The 14,314-nt window shown below is 34.4% G+C and carries 29 protein-coding genes; all 29 read left to right on the top strand.

What is annotated here, in order from left to right:
• The first annotated feature begins 891 nt into the window (after nucleotides 1-891).
• The 29 genes from rpsJ (at nucleotide 892) to rpsK (ending at nucleotide 14,313) form a co-directional block, all read left to right on the top strand.
• The gene (gene rpsJ / locus B3040_RS02310) at nucleotides 892-1,200 is read left to right on the top strand and encodes a 30S ribosomal protein S10 (protein ID WP_291569782.1); all 309 of its coding nucleotides are present in this window, start codon (nucleotides 892-894) and stop codon (nucleotides 1,198-1,200) included.
• A 115-nt stretch (nucleotides 1,201-1,315) separates the two neighbouring features.
• Complete coding sequence (gene rplC / locus B3040_RS02305; protein ID WP_291569780.1) at nucleotides 1,316-1,945, top strand: 50S ribosomal protein L3; 630 nt, start codon at nucleotides 1,316-1,318, stop codon at nucleotides 1,943-1,945.
• A 17-nt stretch (nucleotides 1,946-1,962) separates the two neighbouring features.
• Nucleotides 1,963-2,583, top strand: a complete 621-nt coding sequence (gene rplD, locus B3040_RS02300; RefSeq protein ID WP_291569779.1) for a 50S ribosomal protein L4 — start codon at nucleotides 1,963-1,965, stop codon at nucleotides 2,581-2,583.
• The gene (gene rplW, locus B3040_RS02295) at nucleotides 2,583-2,876 is read left to right on the top strand and encodes a 50S ribosomal protein L23 (RefSeq protein WP_291569777.1); all 294 of its coding nucleotides are present in this window, start codon (nucleotides 2,583-2,585) and stop codon (nucleotides 2,874-2,876) included. The genes rplD and rplW overlap by 1 nt, the downstream gene beginning before the upstream one ends.
• 54 nt (nucleotides 2,877-2,930) lie before the next feature.
• Nucleotides 2,931-3,764, top strand: a complete 834-nt coding sequence (gene rplB, locus B3040_RS02290; RefSeq protein ID WP_291569775.1) for a 50S ribosomal protein L2 — start codon at nucleotides 2,931-2,933, stop codon at nucleotides 3,762-3,764.
• Between the two features lie 65 nt (nucleotides 3,765-3,829).
• On the top strand, nucleotides 3,830-4,111 hold the full coding sequence (gene rpsS, locus B3040_RS02285) for a 30S ribosomal protein S19 (RefSeq protein WP_021285430.1): 282 nt from the start codon (nucleotides 3,830-3,832) through the stop codon (nucleotides 4,109-4,111).
• Between the two features lie 22 nt (nucleotides 4,112-4,133).
• Nucleotides 4,134-4,469 carry a 50S ribosomal protein L22 gene (rplV, locus tag B3040_RS02280; RefSeq protein ID WP_291569772.1) on the top strand — a complete coding sequence of 112 codons (336 nt, stop codon included), beginning with the start codon at nucleotides 4,134-4,136 and terminating at the stop codon, nucleotides 4,467-4,469.
• A gap of 16 nt (nucleotides 4,470-4,485) precedes the next feature.
• Entirely contained in the window at nucleotides 4,486-5,151 is a 666-nt protein-coding gene (gene rpsC, locus B3040_RS02275) for a 30S ribosomal protein S3 (protein WP_291569770.1), read from the top strand.
• A gap of 27 nt (nucleotides 5,152-5,178) precedes the next feature.
• Nucleotides 5,179-5,622, top strand: a complete 444-nt coding sequence (gene rplP, locus B3040_RS02270; protein ID WP_291569768.1) for a 50S ribosomal protein L16 — start codon at nucleotides 5,179-5,181, stop codon at nucleotides 5,620-5,622.
• Nucleotides 5,612-5,824, top strand: a complete 213-nt coding sequence (rpmC, locus tag B3040_RS02265) for a 50S ribosomal protein L29 (protein WP_021285433.1) — start codon at nucleotides 5,612-5,614, stop codon at nucleotides 5,822-5,824. Before rplP ends, rpmC begins: the two co-directional genes overlap by 11 nt.
• Nucleotides 5,825-5,845: 21 nt before the next feature.
• Entirely contained in the window at nucleotides 5,846-6,100 is a 255-nt protein-coding gene (gene rpsQ, locus B3040_RS02260) for a 30S ribosomal protein S17 (protein ID WP_021285434.1), read from the top strand.
• 24 nt (nucleotides 6,101-6,124) lie between these two features.
• Nucleotides 6,125-6,493 carry a 50S ribosomal protein L14 gene (gene rplN, locus B3040_RS02255; protein WP_021285435.1) on the top strand — a complete coding sequence of 123 codons (369 nt, stop codon included), beginning with the start codon at nucleotides 6,125-6,127 and terminating at the stop codon, nucleotides 6,491-6,493.
• A gap of 17 nt (nucleotides 6,494-6,510) precedes the next feature.
• Nucleotides 6,511-6,825: a 50S ribosomal protein L24 gene (rplX, locus tag B3040_RS02250; protein WP_291569762.1), complete on the top strand. Its 315-nt coding sequence runs from the start codon at nucleotides 6,511-6,513 to the stop codon at nucleotides 6,823-6,825.
• A gap of 22 nt (nucleotides 6,826-6,847) precedes the next feature.
• Nucleotides 6,848-7,390, top strand: a complete 543-nt coding sequence (rplE, locus tag B3040_RS02245; protein WP_291569760.1) for a 50S ribosomal protein L5 — start codon at nucleotides 6,848-6,850, stop codon at nucleotides 7,388-7,390.
• A gap of 15 nt (nucleotides 7,391-7,405) precedes the next feature.
• Nucleotides 7,406-7,591 (top strand): type Z 30S ribosomal protein S14, encoded by a 186-nt coding sequence (locus tag B3040_RS02240; RefSeq protein ID WP_010295312.1) that lies wholly within the window; start codon nucleotides 7,406-7,408, stop codon nucleotides 7,589-7,591.
• Between the two features lie 31 nt (nucleotides 7,592-7,622).
• On the top strand, nucleotides 7,623-8,021 hold the full coding sequence (gene rpsH / locus B3040_RS02235) for a 30S ribosomal protein S8 (RefSeq protein WP_021285438.1): 399 nt from the start codon (nucleotides 7,623-7,625) through the stop codon (nucleotides 8,019-8,021).
• A gap of 23 nt (nucleotides 8,022-8,044) precedes the next feature.
• A complete protein-coding gene (gene rplF, locus B3040_RS02230) occupies nucleotides 8,045-8,584 on the top strand; it encodes a 50S ribosomal protein L6 (protein ID WP_291569758.1) in 540 nt (179 codons plus the stop codon).
• Nucleotides 8,585-8,616: 32 nt separating this feature from the next.
• Nucleotides 8,617-8,979, top strand: a complete 363-nt coding sequence (gene rplR / locus B3040_RS02225; RefSeq protein ID WP_021285440.1) for a 50S ribosomal protein L18 — start codon at nucleotides 8,617-8,619, stop codon at nucleotides 8,977-8,979.
• Between the two features lie 17 nt (nucleotides 8,980-8,996).
• A complete protein-coding gene (gene rpsE, locus B3040_RS02220; RefSeq protein ID WP_021285441.1) occupies nucleotides 8,997-9,494 on the top strand; it encodes a 30S ribosomal protein S5 in 498 nt (165 codons plus the stop codon).
• A 13-nt stretch (nucleotides 9,495-9,507) separates the two neighbouring features.
• Complete coding sequence (rpmD, locus tag B3040_RS02215; protein WP_021285442.1) at nucleotides 9,508-9,687, top strand: 50S ribosomal protein L30; 180 nt, start codon at nucleotides 9,508-9,510, stop codon at nucleotides 9,685-9,687.
• Between the two features lie 17 nt (nucleotides 9,688-9,704).
• The gene (rplO, locus tag B3040_RS02210; protein WP_291569753.1) at nucleotides 9,705-10,145 is read left to right on the top strand and encodes a 50S ribosomal protein L15; all 441 of its coding nucleotides are present in this window, start codon (nucleotides 9,705-9,707) and stop codon (nucleotides 10,143-10,145) included.
• Nucleotides 10,146-11,426 (top strand): preprotein translocase subunit SecY, encoded by a 1,281-nt coding sequence (gene secY / locus B3040_RS02205; protein ID WP_291569751.1) that lies wholly within the window; start codon nucleotides 10,146-10,148, stop codon nucleotides 11,424-11,426.
• A gap of 24 nt (nucleotides 11,427-11,450) precedes the next feature.
• On the top strand, nucleotides 11,451-12,113 hold the full coding sequence (locus B3040_RS02200; RefSeq protein WP_291569749.1) for an adenylate kinase: 663 nt from the start codon (nucleotides 11,451-11,453) through the stop codon (nucleotides 12,111-12,113).
• Entirely contained in the window at nucleotides 12,100-12,846 is a 747-nt protein-coding gene (map, locus tag B3040_RS02195; protein WP_291569747.1) for a type I methionyl aminopeptidase, read from the top strand. The genes B3040_RS02200 and map overlap by 14 nt, the downstream gene beginning before the upstream one ends.
• A gap of 13 nt (nucleotides 12,847-12,859) precedes the next feature.
• Nucleotides 12,860-13,141 carry a KOW domain-containing RNA-binding protein gene (locus tag B3040_RS02190; protein ID WP_291569745.1) on the top strand — a complete coding sequence of 94 codons (282 nt, stop codon included), beginning with the start codon at nucleotides 12,860-12,862 and terminating at the stop codon, nucleotides 13,139-13,141.
• 7 nt (nucleotides 13,142-13,148) lie between these two features.
• Nucleotides 13,149-13,367: a translation initiation factor IF-1 gene (gene infA, locus B3040_RS02185; RefSeq protein WP_021285448.1), complete on the top strand. Its 219-nt coding sequence runs from the start codon at nucleotides 13,149-13,151 to the stop codon at nucleotides 13,365-13,367.
• A gap of 15 nt (nucleotides 13,368-13,382) precedes the next feature.
• Nucleotides 13,383-13,496: a 50S ribosomal protein L36 gene (gene rpmJ, locus B3040_RS02180; RefSeq protein ID WP_003373491.1), complete on the top strand. Its 114-nt coding sequence runs from the start codon at nucleotides 13,383-13,385 to the stop codon at nucleotides 13,494-13,496.
• Nucleotides 13,497-13,536: 40 nt separating this feature from the next.
• On the top strand, nucleotides 13,537-13,905 hold the full coding sequence (gene rpsM, locus B3040_RS02175; RefSeq protein ID WP_291569742.1) for a 30S ribosomal protein S13: 369 nt from the start codon (nucleotides 13,537-13,539) through the stop codon (nucleotides 13,903-13,905).
• Nucleotides 13,906-13,920: 15 nt separating this feature from the next.
• Nucleotides 13,921-14,313, top strand: coding sequence for a 30S ribosomal protein S11 (gene rpsK, locus B3040_RS02170; protein ID WP_021285450.1), 393 nt, complete (start codon nucleotides 13,921-13,923; stop codon nucleotides 14,311-14,313).
• Nucleotide 14,314 lies beyond the last annotated feature (1 nt).

The following is a 14,314-nucleotide window of genomic DNA, read 5'->3' as shown; positions in this document are numbered from 1 at the left end:
TACTTCTATAGTTAAATAGTAGTAAAAAGAATATATACAGTTAAACTACTTAATAGTATTTAAGAGAATAACTTAAAAGTATGTAAGCTTATAAATTAATTAAGATGAGAAAAGGTAGTGGATTATGACTACTAGATCTTATAAATAAAACTCTAAAATGTTTTAGAAAAGATGTGCACAGTTAAAACCTAGGTTATAGAGAGAAAGGGGACGCCCTTCTCTCTATTTTTTTATAACTAACTTTAAGGTGAATAGTGAGCTATAGAGTTAATAGAAAAAAATGAAGCTAGTGCGGAATAAAAAATATCACTTAAATTCAATGATAGTTAAGTAATAAAAATAACAAAACTTAGAATGGAATTATGAGAAAATTTTCAAGGTTTCACAAATACTAAGGCCTATTGAAAATTAATTTATAAAGGAGTATAATAAGAAACAGTGTTTGAAAAAAGTGGTTTTTATATTGAAGAAAGTACTGTATGTGACATGTTTTTTTATCATATAAAGTTTATAAAAGAAGATTAATATGATTTAATTTTTAACTTATAGGATAGAATTTATTATATACAATTATAAAATAAAAAAATAAATAAAATATTTTTAGAGCAGTAATTATAATTTATTTAAATCGTAAAATAAGTAAAAAAACTCTTGTCAAAATAAACAAATTATTGTATACTGTAGAAGTTGCAATATGGTAACAGCGATGAGGTAAGAGGTTGCCGGACTTCCGGGTAATTCTTCACCGAGCATGTCCTGATCATGAATCGGGCGACGGGGTCTGTGACGGGTTTGGTTTGCACATTGTGCATGCAACACCAGGAACAGTTTACAGAACATCCGCTGTTGCACGTATGAAGTAATAGCGTGCGATGAAAAGGAGGGAATACAATGTCAAAACAAAAAATCAGAATAAGATTAAAAGCATTTGATCACACAATACTTGATCAATCAGCTGAGAAAATTGTTGAAACAGCTAAATCTACAGGAGCAAAAGTAGCTGGACCAGTGCCACTACCAACTGAGAAAGATGTAGTAACAATTTTAAGAGCTCCACACAAATATAAGGACTCTAGAGAGCAGTTCGAAATCAGAACTCATAAGAGACTAATCGATATATTAAGCCCATCACCAAAAACTGTTGATGCGTTAATGAGATTAGACTTGCCAGCAGGCGTAGATATCGAAATAAAATTATAGGCGTACATAGAAGTTTGTAGTACAACTACACAGACGGAGTACGGGTAATAGATGACTATTACTAACTATTATGATCACTAAGGGTGATCCGCTAATAAGTAGGAGGTGTATTTACATGAAAAAAGCTATAATGGGTAAAAAACTTGGAATGACTCAGATATTTGATGAGAACAGAAAAGTTGTGCCAGTTACAGTAGTAGAAGCAGGTCCATGCGTAGTTATTCAAAAGAAAACTATGGAGAAAGATGGATACCAAGCTATAAAGGTTGGATTTGGTGACTTAAGAGAAAACCTAGTAAACAAACCAAGAAAAGGTGAGTTCGCTAAGGCTGGTGTTGCTGTTAAGAGACATGTGAAAGAGTTTAGATTAGAAGATGTAAGCTCTTTTGAAGTTGGTTCAGAATTAAAAGCTGATGTATTTGCAGCAGGAGATAAAATAGACGTTTCTGGAGTTTCAAAAGGAAAAGGATTCCAAGGCGTAATTAAAAGATGGAATGCGCATAGAGGACCAATGAGTCACGGTTCTAAGTTCCACAGAGCAGTAGGTTCTATGGGAGCTTCATCAGATCCATCAAGAACTTTCAAAAACAAAAAAATGCCAGGACATATGGGTAACGTTAATACTACAGTATTAAACCTAGAAGTAGTAAGAGTAATTCCTGAGAAGAACATTATTCTTATAAAAGGCGGAATACCTGGACCAAACAAAGGTCTTGTAGTAATAAGAGACGCAGTTAAAGCTTAGGGAAAGGAGGATGCAGAATGCCTACATTAAAAGTGTTTAATAAAGAAGGAAAAGAAGTTGGAGATATCCAATTAAAAGAAAGCGTGTTCGCTGTTGAAGTAAGCAAAGATGCTATGCATCAAGTTGTATTAGCACAACTTGCTAATAAAAGACAAGGTACTCAAAGCGCTAAAACAAGAGCTGAAGTACGTGGCGGTGGAATAAAGCCATGGAGACAAAAAGGAACTGGTAGAGCAAGACAAGGTTCAATCAGAGCTCCACAATGGATCAAAGGTGGTATCGTGTTTGCACCAAAACCAAGAGATTACAGAGTTTCAGTTCCAAAGAGCATGAGAAGAACAGCTCTTAAATCAGCATTAACTTCTAAAGTTCAAGATAATGAAATGATAGTATTAGAAAACTTAGAATTTAACGCTCCAAAAACTAAAGAAATGATAAACGTTTTAAATGCATTTGAAGCAAAGAAAACTTTAATCATTGTAGCTGAATCAAACGAGAATGTTTATAAATCAGCTAGAAATATTCCAGGAGTAGCAGTATTACCTGTAAATAACATAAATGTTTATGATATATTAAAATATGAAAAACTTATGGTAACTAAGGATGCTGTATCAAAAATTGAGGAGGTGTATGTATAATGAAAATGACTAGCCATGATATAATCAGAAAACCTGTTATCACTGAAAAAAGTATGGCAGCAATGGCTGACAAGAAGTACACTTTTATCGTTGACATACACGCTAACAAAGTTCAAATAAAAAAAGCTGTTGAAGAAGTATTTGGAGTAAAAGTTGAAGACGTTAAAACTCTAAGAAACTTAGGGAAAACTAAGAGAGTTGGAGTTCACGTTGGTAAGAGACCAAACTTCAAAAAAGCAGTTGTTAAATTAACTGAAGACAGCAAAACAATTGAATTCTTTGAAGGAATGTAATAATAGCATTTATTGGCTAGAGCCAGATAAGCGATAAAAAAGGAGGGAAACCTAATGGCAGTTAAAAAGTTTAACCCTACCACACCTTCAAGAAGAAATATGACAATGGCAACATTTGAAGAAATTACAACAAATATGCCTGAGAAATCACTTCTTGTAGCTAAAAAAAGAACTGGTGGTAGAAATGCTCAAGGTAAAATAACTGTTCGTCACCACGGTGGTGGAGCGAAACAAAAATATAGAATAATAGATTTCAAAAGAACTAAAGATGGTATTCCAGCAAAAGTTGCAACAATCGAGTATGATCCAAATAGATCAGCTTACATTGCATTAGTTAATTATGCTGATGGAGAAAAGAGATACATAATAGCTCCAGTTGGATTAAAGGTTGGAGATGTTATAGTTTCAGGTTCAGATGCGGATATTAAAGTTGGAAACACTCTTCCAATAGCTAACATACCAGTTGGTACAGTAATTCATAATATAGAATTACAAGTTGGAAAAGGTGCACAATTAGTTAGATCAGCAGGTTCTTCAGCTCAGTTAATGGCTAAAGAGGGAGATTATGCTATCGTTAGACTTCCAAGTGGAGAAACTAGATATGTAAGAATCAACTGCAGAGCAACTATAGGAACAGTTTCAAACTTAACGCATGAAATTGTTAAAATAGGTAAAGCTGGTAGAAAAAGACATATGGGTATCAGACCTACAGTAAGAGGTTCTGTAATGAACCCTAACGACCACCCACACGGTGGAGGAGAAGGTAAATCTCCAATCGGACATTCAAGTCCACTTACTCCATGGGGTAAACCAGCACTTGGATATAAAACAAGAAAAAACAAAAAGTATTCTGACAAGTTTATTGTTAAGAAGAGAAATGGTAAGTAACCAGAAGAGAATATAACATTCTCTTCTGGATTACGTATATGTTTCATGAAGGGAGGCCACTAATAGTGAGTAGATCAATTAAAAAAGGACCTTTTGTACAAGAATCACTTTTAAATAAAATTAATGAAATGAACAAGAATGGTGAGAAAAAAGTTATAAAAACTTGGTCAAGAAGTTCTACAATTTTCCCACAAATGATAGGTCATACTATCGCTGTTCATGATGGAAGAAAACACGTTCCAGTATATGTTCAAGAAGATATGGTTGGACATAAATTAGGAGAATTTGCTTTAACTAGAACTTTCAAAGGTCACATTGATAAAGCTAAATCAAGCAAAGTGAGATAGTACAGGAAGGAGGAAACTAACAATGGAAGCTAAAGCTATAGCTAGATATATAAGAATGTCTCCAATGAAAGTTGGAATAGTTCTTGATTTAATTAGAGGAAAAAATGTAAATGAAGCTTTTGCTATATTACAATATACTCCAAAAGATGCAGCAGTAGTTGTGAATAAAGTTCTAAAATCAGCTGTTGCAAACGCAGAGAACAACTTAAACTTAGATAGAAGCAGATTATATGTTGCAGAAGCACATACAGGTCAAGGTCCTACATTAAAGAGATTTAGACCACATGCTCAAGGTAGAGCATTTAGAATTGCTAAAAGAACTAGTCATATAACTCTAGTAGTTAAAGAAAGAGCATAAGAAGGAGGGATATAGAGTGGGACAAAAAGTACATCCACACGGCCTAAGAGTTGGTGTAATTAAAGATTGGGACGCTAAATGGTATGCAAACAGCAAAAACTTTGCAGACAACTTAGTTGAAGATAATCAAATTAGAGAGTATTTAAAAGAAAGACTATTTACAGCTGGAATATCTAAAATAGAAATCGAAAGAGCTGCTAAAAGAGTTAAAATTAATATACATACTGCTAAACCAGGAATGGTTATAGGAAAAGGCGGTCAAGGTATAGAAGATTTAAAAGTTCAATTAAAGAAAATTGTTACAGATAAAAATGTTTTAATAAACATAGTAGAAGTTAAAGCTCCAGAAAACAATGCTCAACTTATGGCTGAGAATATAGCAGCACAATTAGAAAAGAGAATATCTTTCAGAAGAGCAATGAAACAAACAATTCAAAGAGCAATGAGAACAGGAGTTAAGGGAGTTAAGACTGCTTGCGCAGGAAGACTTGGTGGAGCTGAAATTGCTAGAACTGAGCAATACCACGAAGGAACTATTCCACTACAAACTTTAAGAGCTGATATCGATTATGGATTTGCAGAAGCAGATACTATATATGGAAAAATTGGTGTTAAAGTTTGGGTTTATAGAGGAGAGGTTCTTCCTACAAAAAAGGTTCAAAAGGAAGAAGCTAACGCATAATAACGTGTAAGGAAGGAGGAATTTGACATGTTAATGCCTAAAAGAGTTAAACATCGTAAGGTACAACGTGGCAGAATGAAAGGTAAGGCTACAAGAGGTAATTTCATAGCATACGGAGATTTCGCTTTACAAGCAACTGAGTGTGGATGGATTACAAGTAACCAAATTGAATCTGCCAGAATTGCTATAAATAGATATGTAAAAAGAGGAGGAAAGGTTTTCATAAAAATCTTCCCTGACAAACCAGTTACAGAGAAACCAGCTGAAACACGTATGGGATCTGGTAAAGGTTCACCTGAGTACTGGGTAGCAGTAATTAAACCAGGTAGAGTATTATTTGAAATCTCTGGAGTTTCTGAAGAAGCTGCAAGAGAGGCAATGAGATTAGCATCTCACAAACTACCAGTTAAAACTAAGTTTGTGACAAGAAGAGATTTTGAGGAAATGGGTGGTGAAATCAATGAAGGCTAATGAATTAAAAGAATTGAGACAAAGTACTCCTCAAGATTTAAATACAAGATTAACTGACCTTAAAACAGAATTATTTAACCTTAGATTTCAATTAGCTACAGGACAGTTAGAAAACCCAATGAGAATAAAGCAGGTTAAAAAATCTATAGCCCAAATTAAAACCATCCTTAGAGAAGAAGAATTAAGGGCTTTTGAACAGTAATACTGAAAGGAGGTTCGTCTTGTGGAAAGAGGAAATAGAAAAACTAGAATTGGAAGAGTTGTTTCTGATAAAATGGATAAAACAATAGTTGTTGCGGTTGAAACTAAAGTAAGACATCCGCTATACGGAAAAACAGTTAACAGAACAACAAAATTTAAAGCTCATGATGAGAATAACGAAGCAAAAGTTAACGATAGAGTATTAATAATGGAAACAAGACCATTATCTAAAGATAAGAGATGGAGACTTGTTGAAATCATGGAAAGAGCTAAATAGTTAACTGAAAGGAGGGTATTTAACATGATACAACAACAAACATTATTAAAAGTGGCAGACAACTCTGGTGCTAAAGAAATAATGTGTATTAGAGTATTAGGTGGTTCTCATAGAAAATGGGGAAACATCGGAGATATAATTGTTGCTAGCGTCAAAAGTGCAACACCAGGTGGAGTTGTTAAAAAAGGTGACGTTGTAAAGGCAGTTATTGTTAGATCAGTTAAAGGTTTAAGAAGAGCAGACGGGACTTATATCAGATTTGATGAGAACGCAGCTGTTATTATAAAAGAAGATAAAAATCCAAGAGGAACTCGTATCTTCGGACCTGTTGCTAGGGAGCTAAGAGACAAAGAATTTACAAAAATTCTATCACTTGCACCTGAAGTACTATAGGATAGGAGGCAACTTAAATGAAAGTTCATGTTAGAAAAAATGACACTGTAATGGTTATTTCAGGAAAAGATAAAGGCAAAATAGGCGAAGTTCTAGCTGTTTATCCTAAAACTGGAAAAGTGGTTGTTAAAGATGTTAATGTTGTTACAAAACATCAAAAACCAAGCAAACAAAATATGCAAGGTGGAATAGTTCACATTGAAGGAGCTATCAACAGCTCAAAAGTTATGTTATATTGCAATAAATGTAAAAGTGTAACTAGAATAAGCAATAAAATATTAGAAGATGGCACAAAAGTAAGAGTGTGCAAGAAGTGCGGAGAAACATTCTAATTCGCGAAAGGAGGTTTAACTAATGGTTGCAAGACTACAAGAAAAATATAATAATGAAGTAGTTCAAGCTATGATGGAGAAATTCGGATACAAAAATATCATGGAAGTTCCAAAGCTTGAGAAAATAGTTATAAACATGGGAGTTGGAGAAGCTAAAGATAACTCTAAAGTTTTAGATGCTGCCATGGGTGATTTACAATTAATCACTGGACAAAAGCCAGTATTAACTAGAGCTAAGAAATCAGTAGCTAACTTTAAAATAAGAGAGAATATGCCAATAGGATGCAAAGTTACATTAAGAAAAGCTAAAATGTTTGAGTTTGCCGATAAATTAATGAACATTGCTTTACCAAGAGTTAGAGACTTCAGAGGAGTTCCTTCAAAGTCATTTGATGGTAGAGGTAACTACGCATTAGGAATTAAAGAGCAGTTAATATTCCCTGAAGTTGAGTATGATAAAATCGACAAAGTAAGAGGAATGGATATAATATTTGTAACTACTGCAAAGACAGACGAGGAAGCAAGAGAGTTATTAAGATTCCTTGGAATGCCATTTGCTCAGTAATAAGGAGGGAATTACGTGGCACGTAAAGCTTTGATAGAAAAATGGAAAAAAGAGCCTAAGTATTCAACTAGAGCTTACACAAGATGCAGACTATGTGGAAGACCACACTCTGTATTAAAGAAATTTGGTATTTGCCGTATTTGTTTCAGAGAACTTGCTTATAAAGGACAAATTCCTGGATGCAAGAAGGCAAGTTGGTAATATACAGAACATATGAAAGGAGGCACAACAAATGGTTATGACTGACCCTATCGCAGATTTGCTAACTCGTATAAGAAATGCAAATGTTGTTAGACACGAAATAGTAGAGGTTCCTTCTTCAACTATAAAGAAGGCTATCGCAAATATAATGCTTCAAGAAGGATATCTTAAAAATATAGAAGAGTATCAAGATGGTTCTGTTTCAATGTTAAGACTTACAATGAAATATGGTCAAAACAAAGAAAGAGTTATCACAGGATTAAAGAGAATATCTAAACCAGGATTAAGAGTTTACTCTAAGAATGAGGATATTCCAAAGGTATTAAACGGATTAGGAGTTGCTGTAATATCAACTTCAAAAGGTATCGTTACAGATAGAGACGCTAGAAAATTAGGATTAGGTGGAGAAGTTATCTGCTATATCTGGTAGTTTATTGAACAGGAGGTGCAATTATGTCAAGAATAGGAAGACTTCCAATAGCTATACCAAGTGGTGTAACAGTTACAGTAACACCAGACAACGTTGTTACAGTTAAGGGACCTAAAGGCGAATTAACTAAAGCAATGGCAAAAGATATTAACATAGCTATAGAGGACAATTCAGTGGTTGTAACAAGACCAAGCGATGTAAAAGAACATAGAGCTCTTCATGGATTAACAAGAGCATTAATAAATAACATGGTAATTGGAGTAACTAATGGTTATGCTAGAACATTACAATTAGTTGGAGTTGGATATAGAGCAACACTTAAAGGTAAGAATTTAACATTAAACCTTGGATTCTCTCATCCAGTAGAGATAGAAGCAGTTGAAGGAGTTACTTTTGAAACTCCAGATGCTAACACTATCATAGTAAAAGGAATCGATAAGGAATTAGTTGGAGCAGTAGCTGCTGACATAAGAACTTGGAGAAAACCAGAGCCTTATAAAGGAAAGGGTATTAAATACTCTGATGAGGTTATAAGACGTAAAGAAGGTAAAACTGGTAAGTAATAGATAATAGAAAATAGGAAGGAGTGAATTACATGTTCAACAAAGCTGATAGAAAACTATCAAGAGAAAAACGTCACTTAAGAGTACGTAAGAAAGTTCATGGAACAGCAGAAAGACCAAGACTTGCTGTATATAGAAGTGAAAAGAATATATATGCTCAAATAATTGATGACGTTTCAAGAAGAACATTAGTTGCTGCATCAAGCTTAGAAAAAGATTTTGCACTAAACGTTGGAAGCAATAAAGAAGCTGCTAAAATGGTTGGTGAGTTAATAGCTAAAAAAGCAATAGAAAAAGGAATCACTGAAGTAGTATTTGACAGAGGCGGATATATTTATCACGGAAGAGTACAAATGCTAGCTGAGGGTGCAAGAGAAGCAGGGCTTCAATTCTAAAAAAAGGAGGGAAACACATGAAAATTGATCCTAGCACACTTGATCTTAAGGAAAAAGTTGTACACATAAACAGAGTTGCTAAGGTTGTTAAAGGTGGTAGAAACTTCAGATTCAGCGCACTAGTTGTTGTTGGTGATGAGAACGGACACGTTGGTGTTGGAATGGGTAAATCTGTTGAAATACCAGAAGCAATAAGAAAAGGCATAGAAGATGCAAAGAAAAACCTTGTTAAAGTTGAATTAGCTGGAACTACAGTTCCACATACAATAGATGGTAAGTTCGGTACTGGTGTAGTTCACATTATGCCTGCATCAGAGGGAACAGGAGTTATCGCAGGAGGTCCAGCAAGAGCTGTACTTGAGCTTGCAGGATTAAAAGACGTTAGAGCTAAATCTTTAGGATCTAACAACCCAAGAAACATGGTTAATGCTACAATCAATGGATTAGCAAATTTAAGAACAGCGGAGCAAGTTGCAAAACTTAGAGGCAAAACTGTTGAAGAGATTTTAGGATAGGAGGGGAATCACCTTGGCTAAAGTTAAAATTACATTAGCAAAGAGCACAATTGGTAGAAAGAAAGATCATATTGCTACAGTGGAAGCTCTTGGATTAAAGAAAATTGGAAAAACTGTTGAGCACGAGGCAACTCCTCAAATAAGAGGTATGATAAATAAAGTTAGTTATCTACTTAAAGTAGAAGAACTATAATTTAAGGAGGTGTAGATATGAGACTTCATGAGTTAAGACCTGCAGAAGGTTCGAAAAAATCTCCTAAAAGAATTGGTAGAGGTACTGGTTCAGGCTGGGGTAAAAGTGCTGGTAAAGGTCAAAAAGGACAAAACTCAAGATCTGGTGGAGGAGTAAGACCAGGATTTGAGGGAGGACAAATGCCTTTATACAGAAGACTGCCTAAGAGAGGATTTACAAATATATTCGCTAAAGAATATACTTGTATAAACGTAGATAGATTAAACATATTTGAAAATGGAACAGAAGTAACACCAGAATTACTAGTTCAAACAGGTATGGTTAAGAAATTGAACGATGGAATAAAAATTCTTGGAAACGGCAATCTAGAAAAGAATTTAACTGTTAAAGCTAACAAGATTTCTAAAGCTGCAGCAGAGAAGATTGAAGCAGCAGGAGGAAAAGTTGAGGTGATATAGATGTTATCAACCCTACGAAATGCTTGGAAAGTTCCAGAACTAAGAAAAAGAATGCTATTTACGCTGCTTATCGTAGTAATATTTAGATTAGGTATATTTATACCAGTACCAGGAGTAGACGCCAGCAAGCTAGCTAACTTAACAAGTGGTTCAGGTACACTTCTTGGATTTTATGATATGATTTCAGGAGGAGCTTTCAGCAAATTTAGTATATTTGCTTTAGGTGTAGGCCCTTATATTAATGCATCAATTATAGTCCAATTGTTAACAATAGCAATTCCTTATTTGGAGCAACTTTCTAAGGAAGGTCAAGAAGGAAGAAAGAAAATACAAAACTACACTAAGTATGCTGCATATATATTTGCACTAATTCAAGCCTATGGAATGTATGCTTTAATAGCAAACTCAGGTGCAATAGCACTGGAAGGTAAAACAGGATTGTTCTTAATACTTTTAACAATGACCACTGGTTCAGCTTTATTAGTATGGATAGGTGAACAAATATCTGTTTATGGATTAGGGAATGGTGTTTCTGTAATTATATTTGTAAATATCATTTCTTCGTTACCTACAATGGTTTATCAAATAATGGGACTTCTAAGTGCTAAAACAGTTAGTCCAGTAGAGGTTATAATATTTATAGCAGTAGTATTAGCTTTATTAATTACAGTAATTGTTATAAACTTAGCAGAAAGAAGAATTCCTGTTCAATATGCAGGAAAAGCTGTTGGAAGAAAAGTTATTAAGGGTCAATCGACTCATATACCAATTAGCTTAAACTCTTCTGGAGTTATGGCAATAATTTTCGCTATGTCAGTGATGTCATTCCCTGAAACAATAGCCCAAATATGGCCAAATTCTTCTTTTGCAAAATTTGTTCAGGGAAGTCCATGGAGTATATTCGATAGTAAATCTTATAAATATGCTATTGCATATTTTGTGTTGATTTTATTCTTTGCTTGGTTCTATACCTTAATTACATTTAAGCCAGAAGAAATGGCAGAGAATATGAATAAGTCATCAGGATTTATACCAGGAATAAGACCCGGAGAAAAAACTGCAACATATTTAGAAAAAATATTAACTAGAATAGCTATATTAGGTGGAACTTTTGCGGCTATAATTGCAGTAGTGCCAATATTAGCTGGGGCATATAGTAATTTTAAGGGAGTTACTTTTGGAGGTACTAGTTTGCTGATAATGGTTAGTGTTTCAGTTGAAACAATGAAACAACTTGAGTCACAATTAGTTATGAGACATTACCAAGGGTTCCTTAAATAAAATCTTATTTTGGAGTTGATACTAGTGAAGATAATTTTATTAGGTCCTCCGGGAGCCGGAAAAGGAACACAAGCTAAATCAATAAGCAATAACTACTCCATACCGCATATATCAACTGGAGATATCTTCAGAAAGAACATTTCTGAAAGAACACCTCTAGGAATCGAAGCTAAGAAGTATATTGATAAAGGGCACTTAGTGCCTGATGAATTAACCATAGATATTGTAAAGGATAGGTTAAATGAAAAAGACTGTAGTAATGGTTTTTTACTAGATGGCTATCCAAGAACTGTAAATCAAGCTGAAGCCTTGGAGATCATGCTTAAGGAAAGAGGAGAAAAACTTGATACAGCTTTATTAATAAAAGTTCCAAAAGAGTTTATTATAGATAGAATGACAGGACGTAGAGTATGTACTACCTGTGGAGCCAGCTATCATGTAAAATATAATCCAACTAAAATCACAGGAAAATGTGATGTTTGTGGAAACTTTGTGATACAAAGAGATGATGATACTGAAGAAACAGTTGGTGAACGTCTAGATATCTACGATGCTCAAACCCAACCTCTTATAGAATATTATACTAATAAGAATTTGCTATCAGAGGTAGATGGAACTCAAGCTATTAATGATGTTTTTAAGAATATCTGTGGTATCTTAGGAGCGATAGATAGTGATAATAATTAAAAGTGATATGGAATTAACATATATGAAAAATGCAGGTAGAGTTGTTGCTGAAACCCTTGCAATGATTGAAAAGGTAATAAGACCTGGAATAACCACTGCAGAAATTGATAAGTTAGCTGAAACGTTCATACGATCACATGGTGCAATACCATCTTTCAAAGGTTATGGTGGTTTTCCGGCTTCCATATGTGCATCAGTTAATGATGTAGTAATTCATGGAATACCTAGTAATAGGATATTAAAAGACGGAGACATTATTAGTATTGATTGTGGCGCAATACTTAATGGTTATCATGGAGATGCAGCAAGAACTTTTGCAGTAGGAAGTATATCTAATGAGGCACAAAAGCTTATTGAAGTAACCAGAGATAGTTTCTTTAAGGCTGTGGAGAAGGCTGTAGTCGGTAATAGACTTACAGATATATCAGCAGCGGTACAAAGGCATGCTGAAGATTTTGGATATTCCGTTGTTAGGGATTTTGTAGGTCATGGCATTGGAAAGTCAATGCATGAGGATCCACAAGTTCCTAATTATGGTGTTGCTGGCAAGGGGCCTAAGCTCGTCCATGGAATGGTGCTTGCAATCGAACCTATGATTAACATAGGTACTTATAAAGTGAAAATTAAACCAGATGGATGGACAGTTGTTACTAGTGATGGGTGTCTATCAGCACATTATGAAAACACTGTGGCCATAACAAATAATGGCCCTGAAATACTAACTTTGAGCTAACGAGGTGACTAGGGTGGATGATAACAGCCTTATAGGTAAGGTAGTACATTCTAAATCAGGTAGGGATAAAAATAGATGTTTTATAATAGTTGGTATAATTGATACTGATTATGTCTATATTTCAGACGGAGACCTTAGAAAAATTGAAAAGCCTAAAAAGAAGAAAATTAAACATTTAGTTTTCGCAGATATTCAGGCTAATGAAATTAGAAATTTACTTTTAAGCTGTGAAAAAGTTAGTAATTCTAAGATTGTGAAGTTTTTGCAGGTTGAGGATAAAATTGAGGAGGTTTGATTACCTTATGTCAAAAGACGATGTTATTGAAATGCAAGGGGTAGTATTAGAATCACTACCGAATGCAATGTTTCAAGTTGAACTAGAGAGTGGGCATAAAATTTTAGCACATATCTCAGGAAAATTAAGAATGAATTTTATTAGAATTTTACCAGGCGATAAGGTTACAGTAGAACTTTCTCCATATGATTTGACTCGTGGGAGAATAACTTGGAGAGATAAGTAATAAGGAGGGTTAGCCATGAAGGTAAGACCATCAGTTAAACCTATATGTGAAAAATGTAAAGTTATAAAAAGAAAAGGAAGAGTAATGGTTATCTGTGAAAATCCTAAACATAAACAAAAACAAGGCTAATAATAATTAAGTAGATATACTTAGGAGGTGTAAGTTGTAGATGGCAAGAATAGCAGGTGTTGACCTACCAAAAGAAAAAAGAGTTGAGATAGGTCTAACTTATATATTTGGTGTTGGATTACCAAAATCACATGAAATACTTGAAGCTACAGGTGTAAATCCAGATACAAGAATTAAGGATTTAACTGAAGAAGAAGTTAACGCATTAAGAGATTATATAAACAAAAACCTACTTGTTGAAGGTGACTTAAGAAGAACAGTTGCTCTAGACATAAAAAGACTTATGGAAGTTGGATGCTACAGAGGTATCAGACATAGAAGAGGACTTCCAGTAAGAGGACAAAAGACTAAAACAAATGCTAGAACAAGAAAAGGCCCTAAAAAAACAATGGCTGGTAAGAAGAAATAGTAAGGAGGGAATACAATGGCTCAAAAAGTTAAAAGAAGTAGAAGAAAAAAAGAAAGAAAAAATGTTGAGCACGGTGCTGCACACATTAAATCTACTTTCAATAATTCCATCGTTACACTTACTGACGCAGCAGGAAATGCATTGTCATGGGCTAGTGCAGGTGGATTAGGATTTAGAGGATCAAGAAAAAGCACTCCATTCGCAGCGCAAATGGCAGCTGAAACAGCAGCTAAAGCAGCTATGGAACATGGATTAAAGAGCGTAGAAGTTTACGTTAAGGGACCAGGTGCAGGAAGAGAAGCGGCTATAAGATCATTACAAGCTGCTGGATTAGAAGTTACATTAATTAAAGACGTAACTCCAATTCCTCACAATGGATGTAGACCACCAAAAAGAAGAAGAGTTTAAT

The organism is Clostridium sp. UBA4548 (genome assembly GCF_002387895.1).
Lineage (GTDB): Bacteria > Bacillota > Clostridia > Clostridiales > Clostridiaceae > Clostridium_J.
This window is presented reverse-complemented; position numbering and strand designations above follow the sequence as displayed.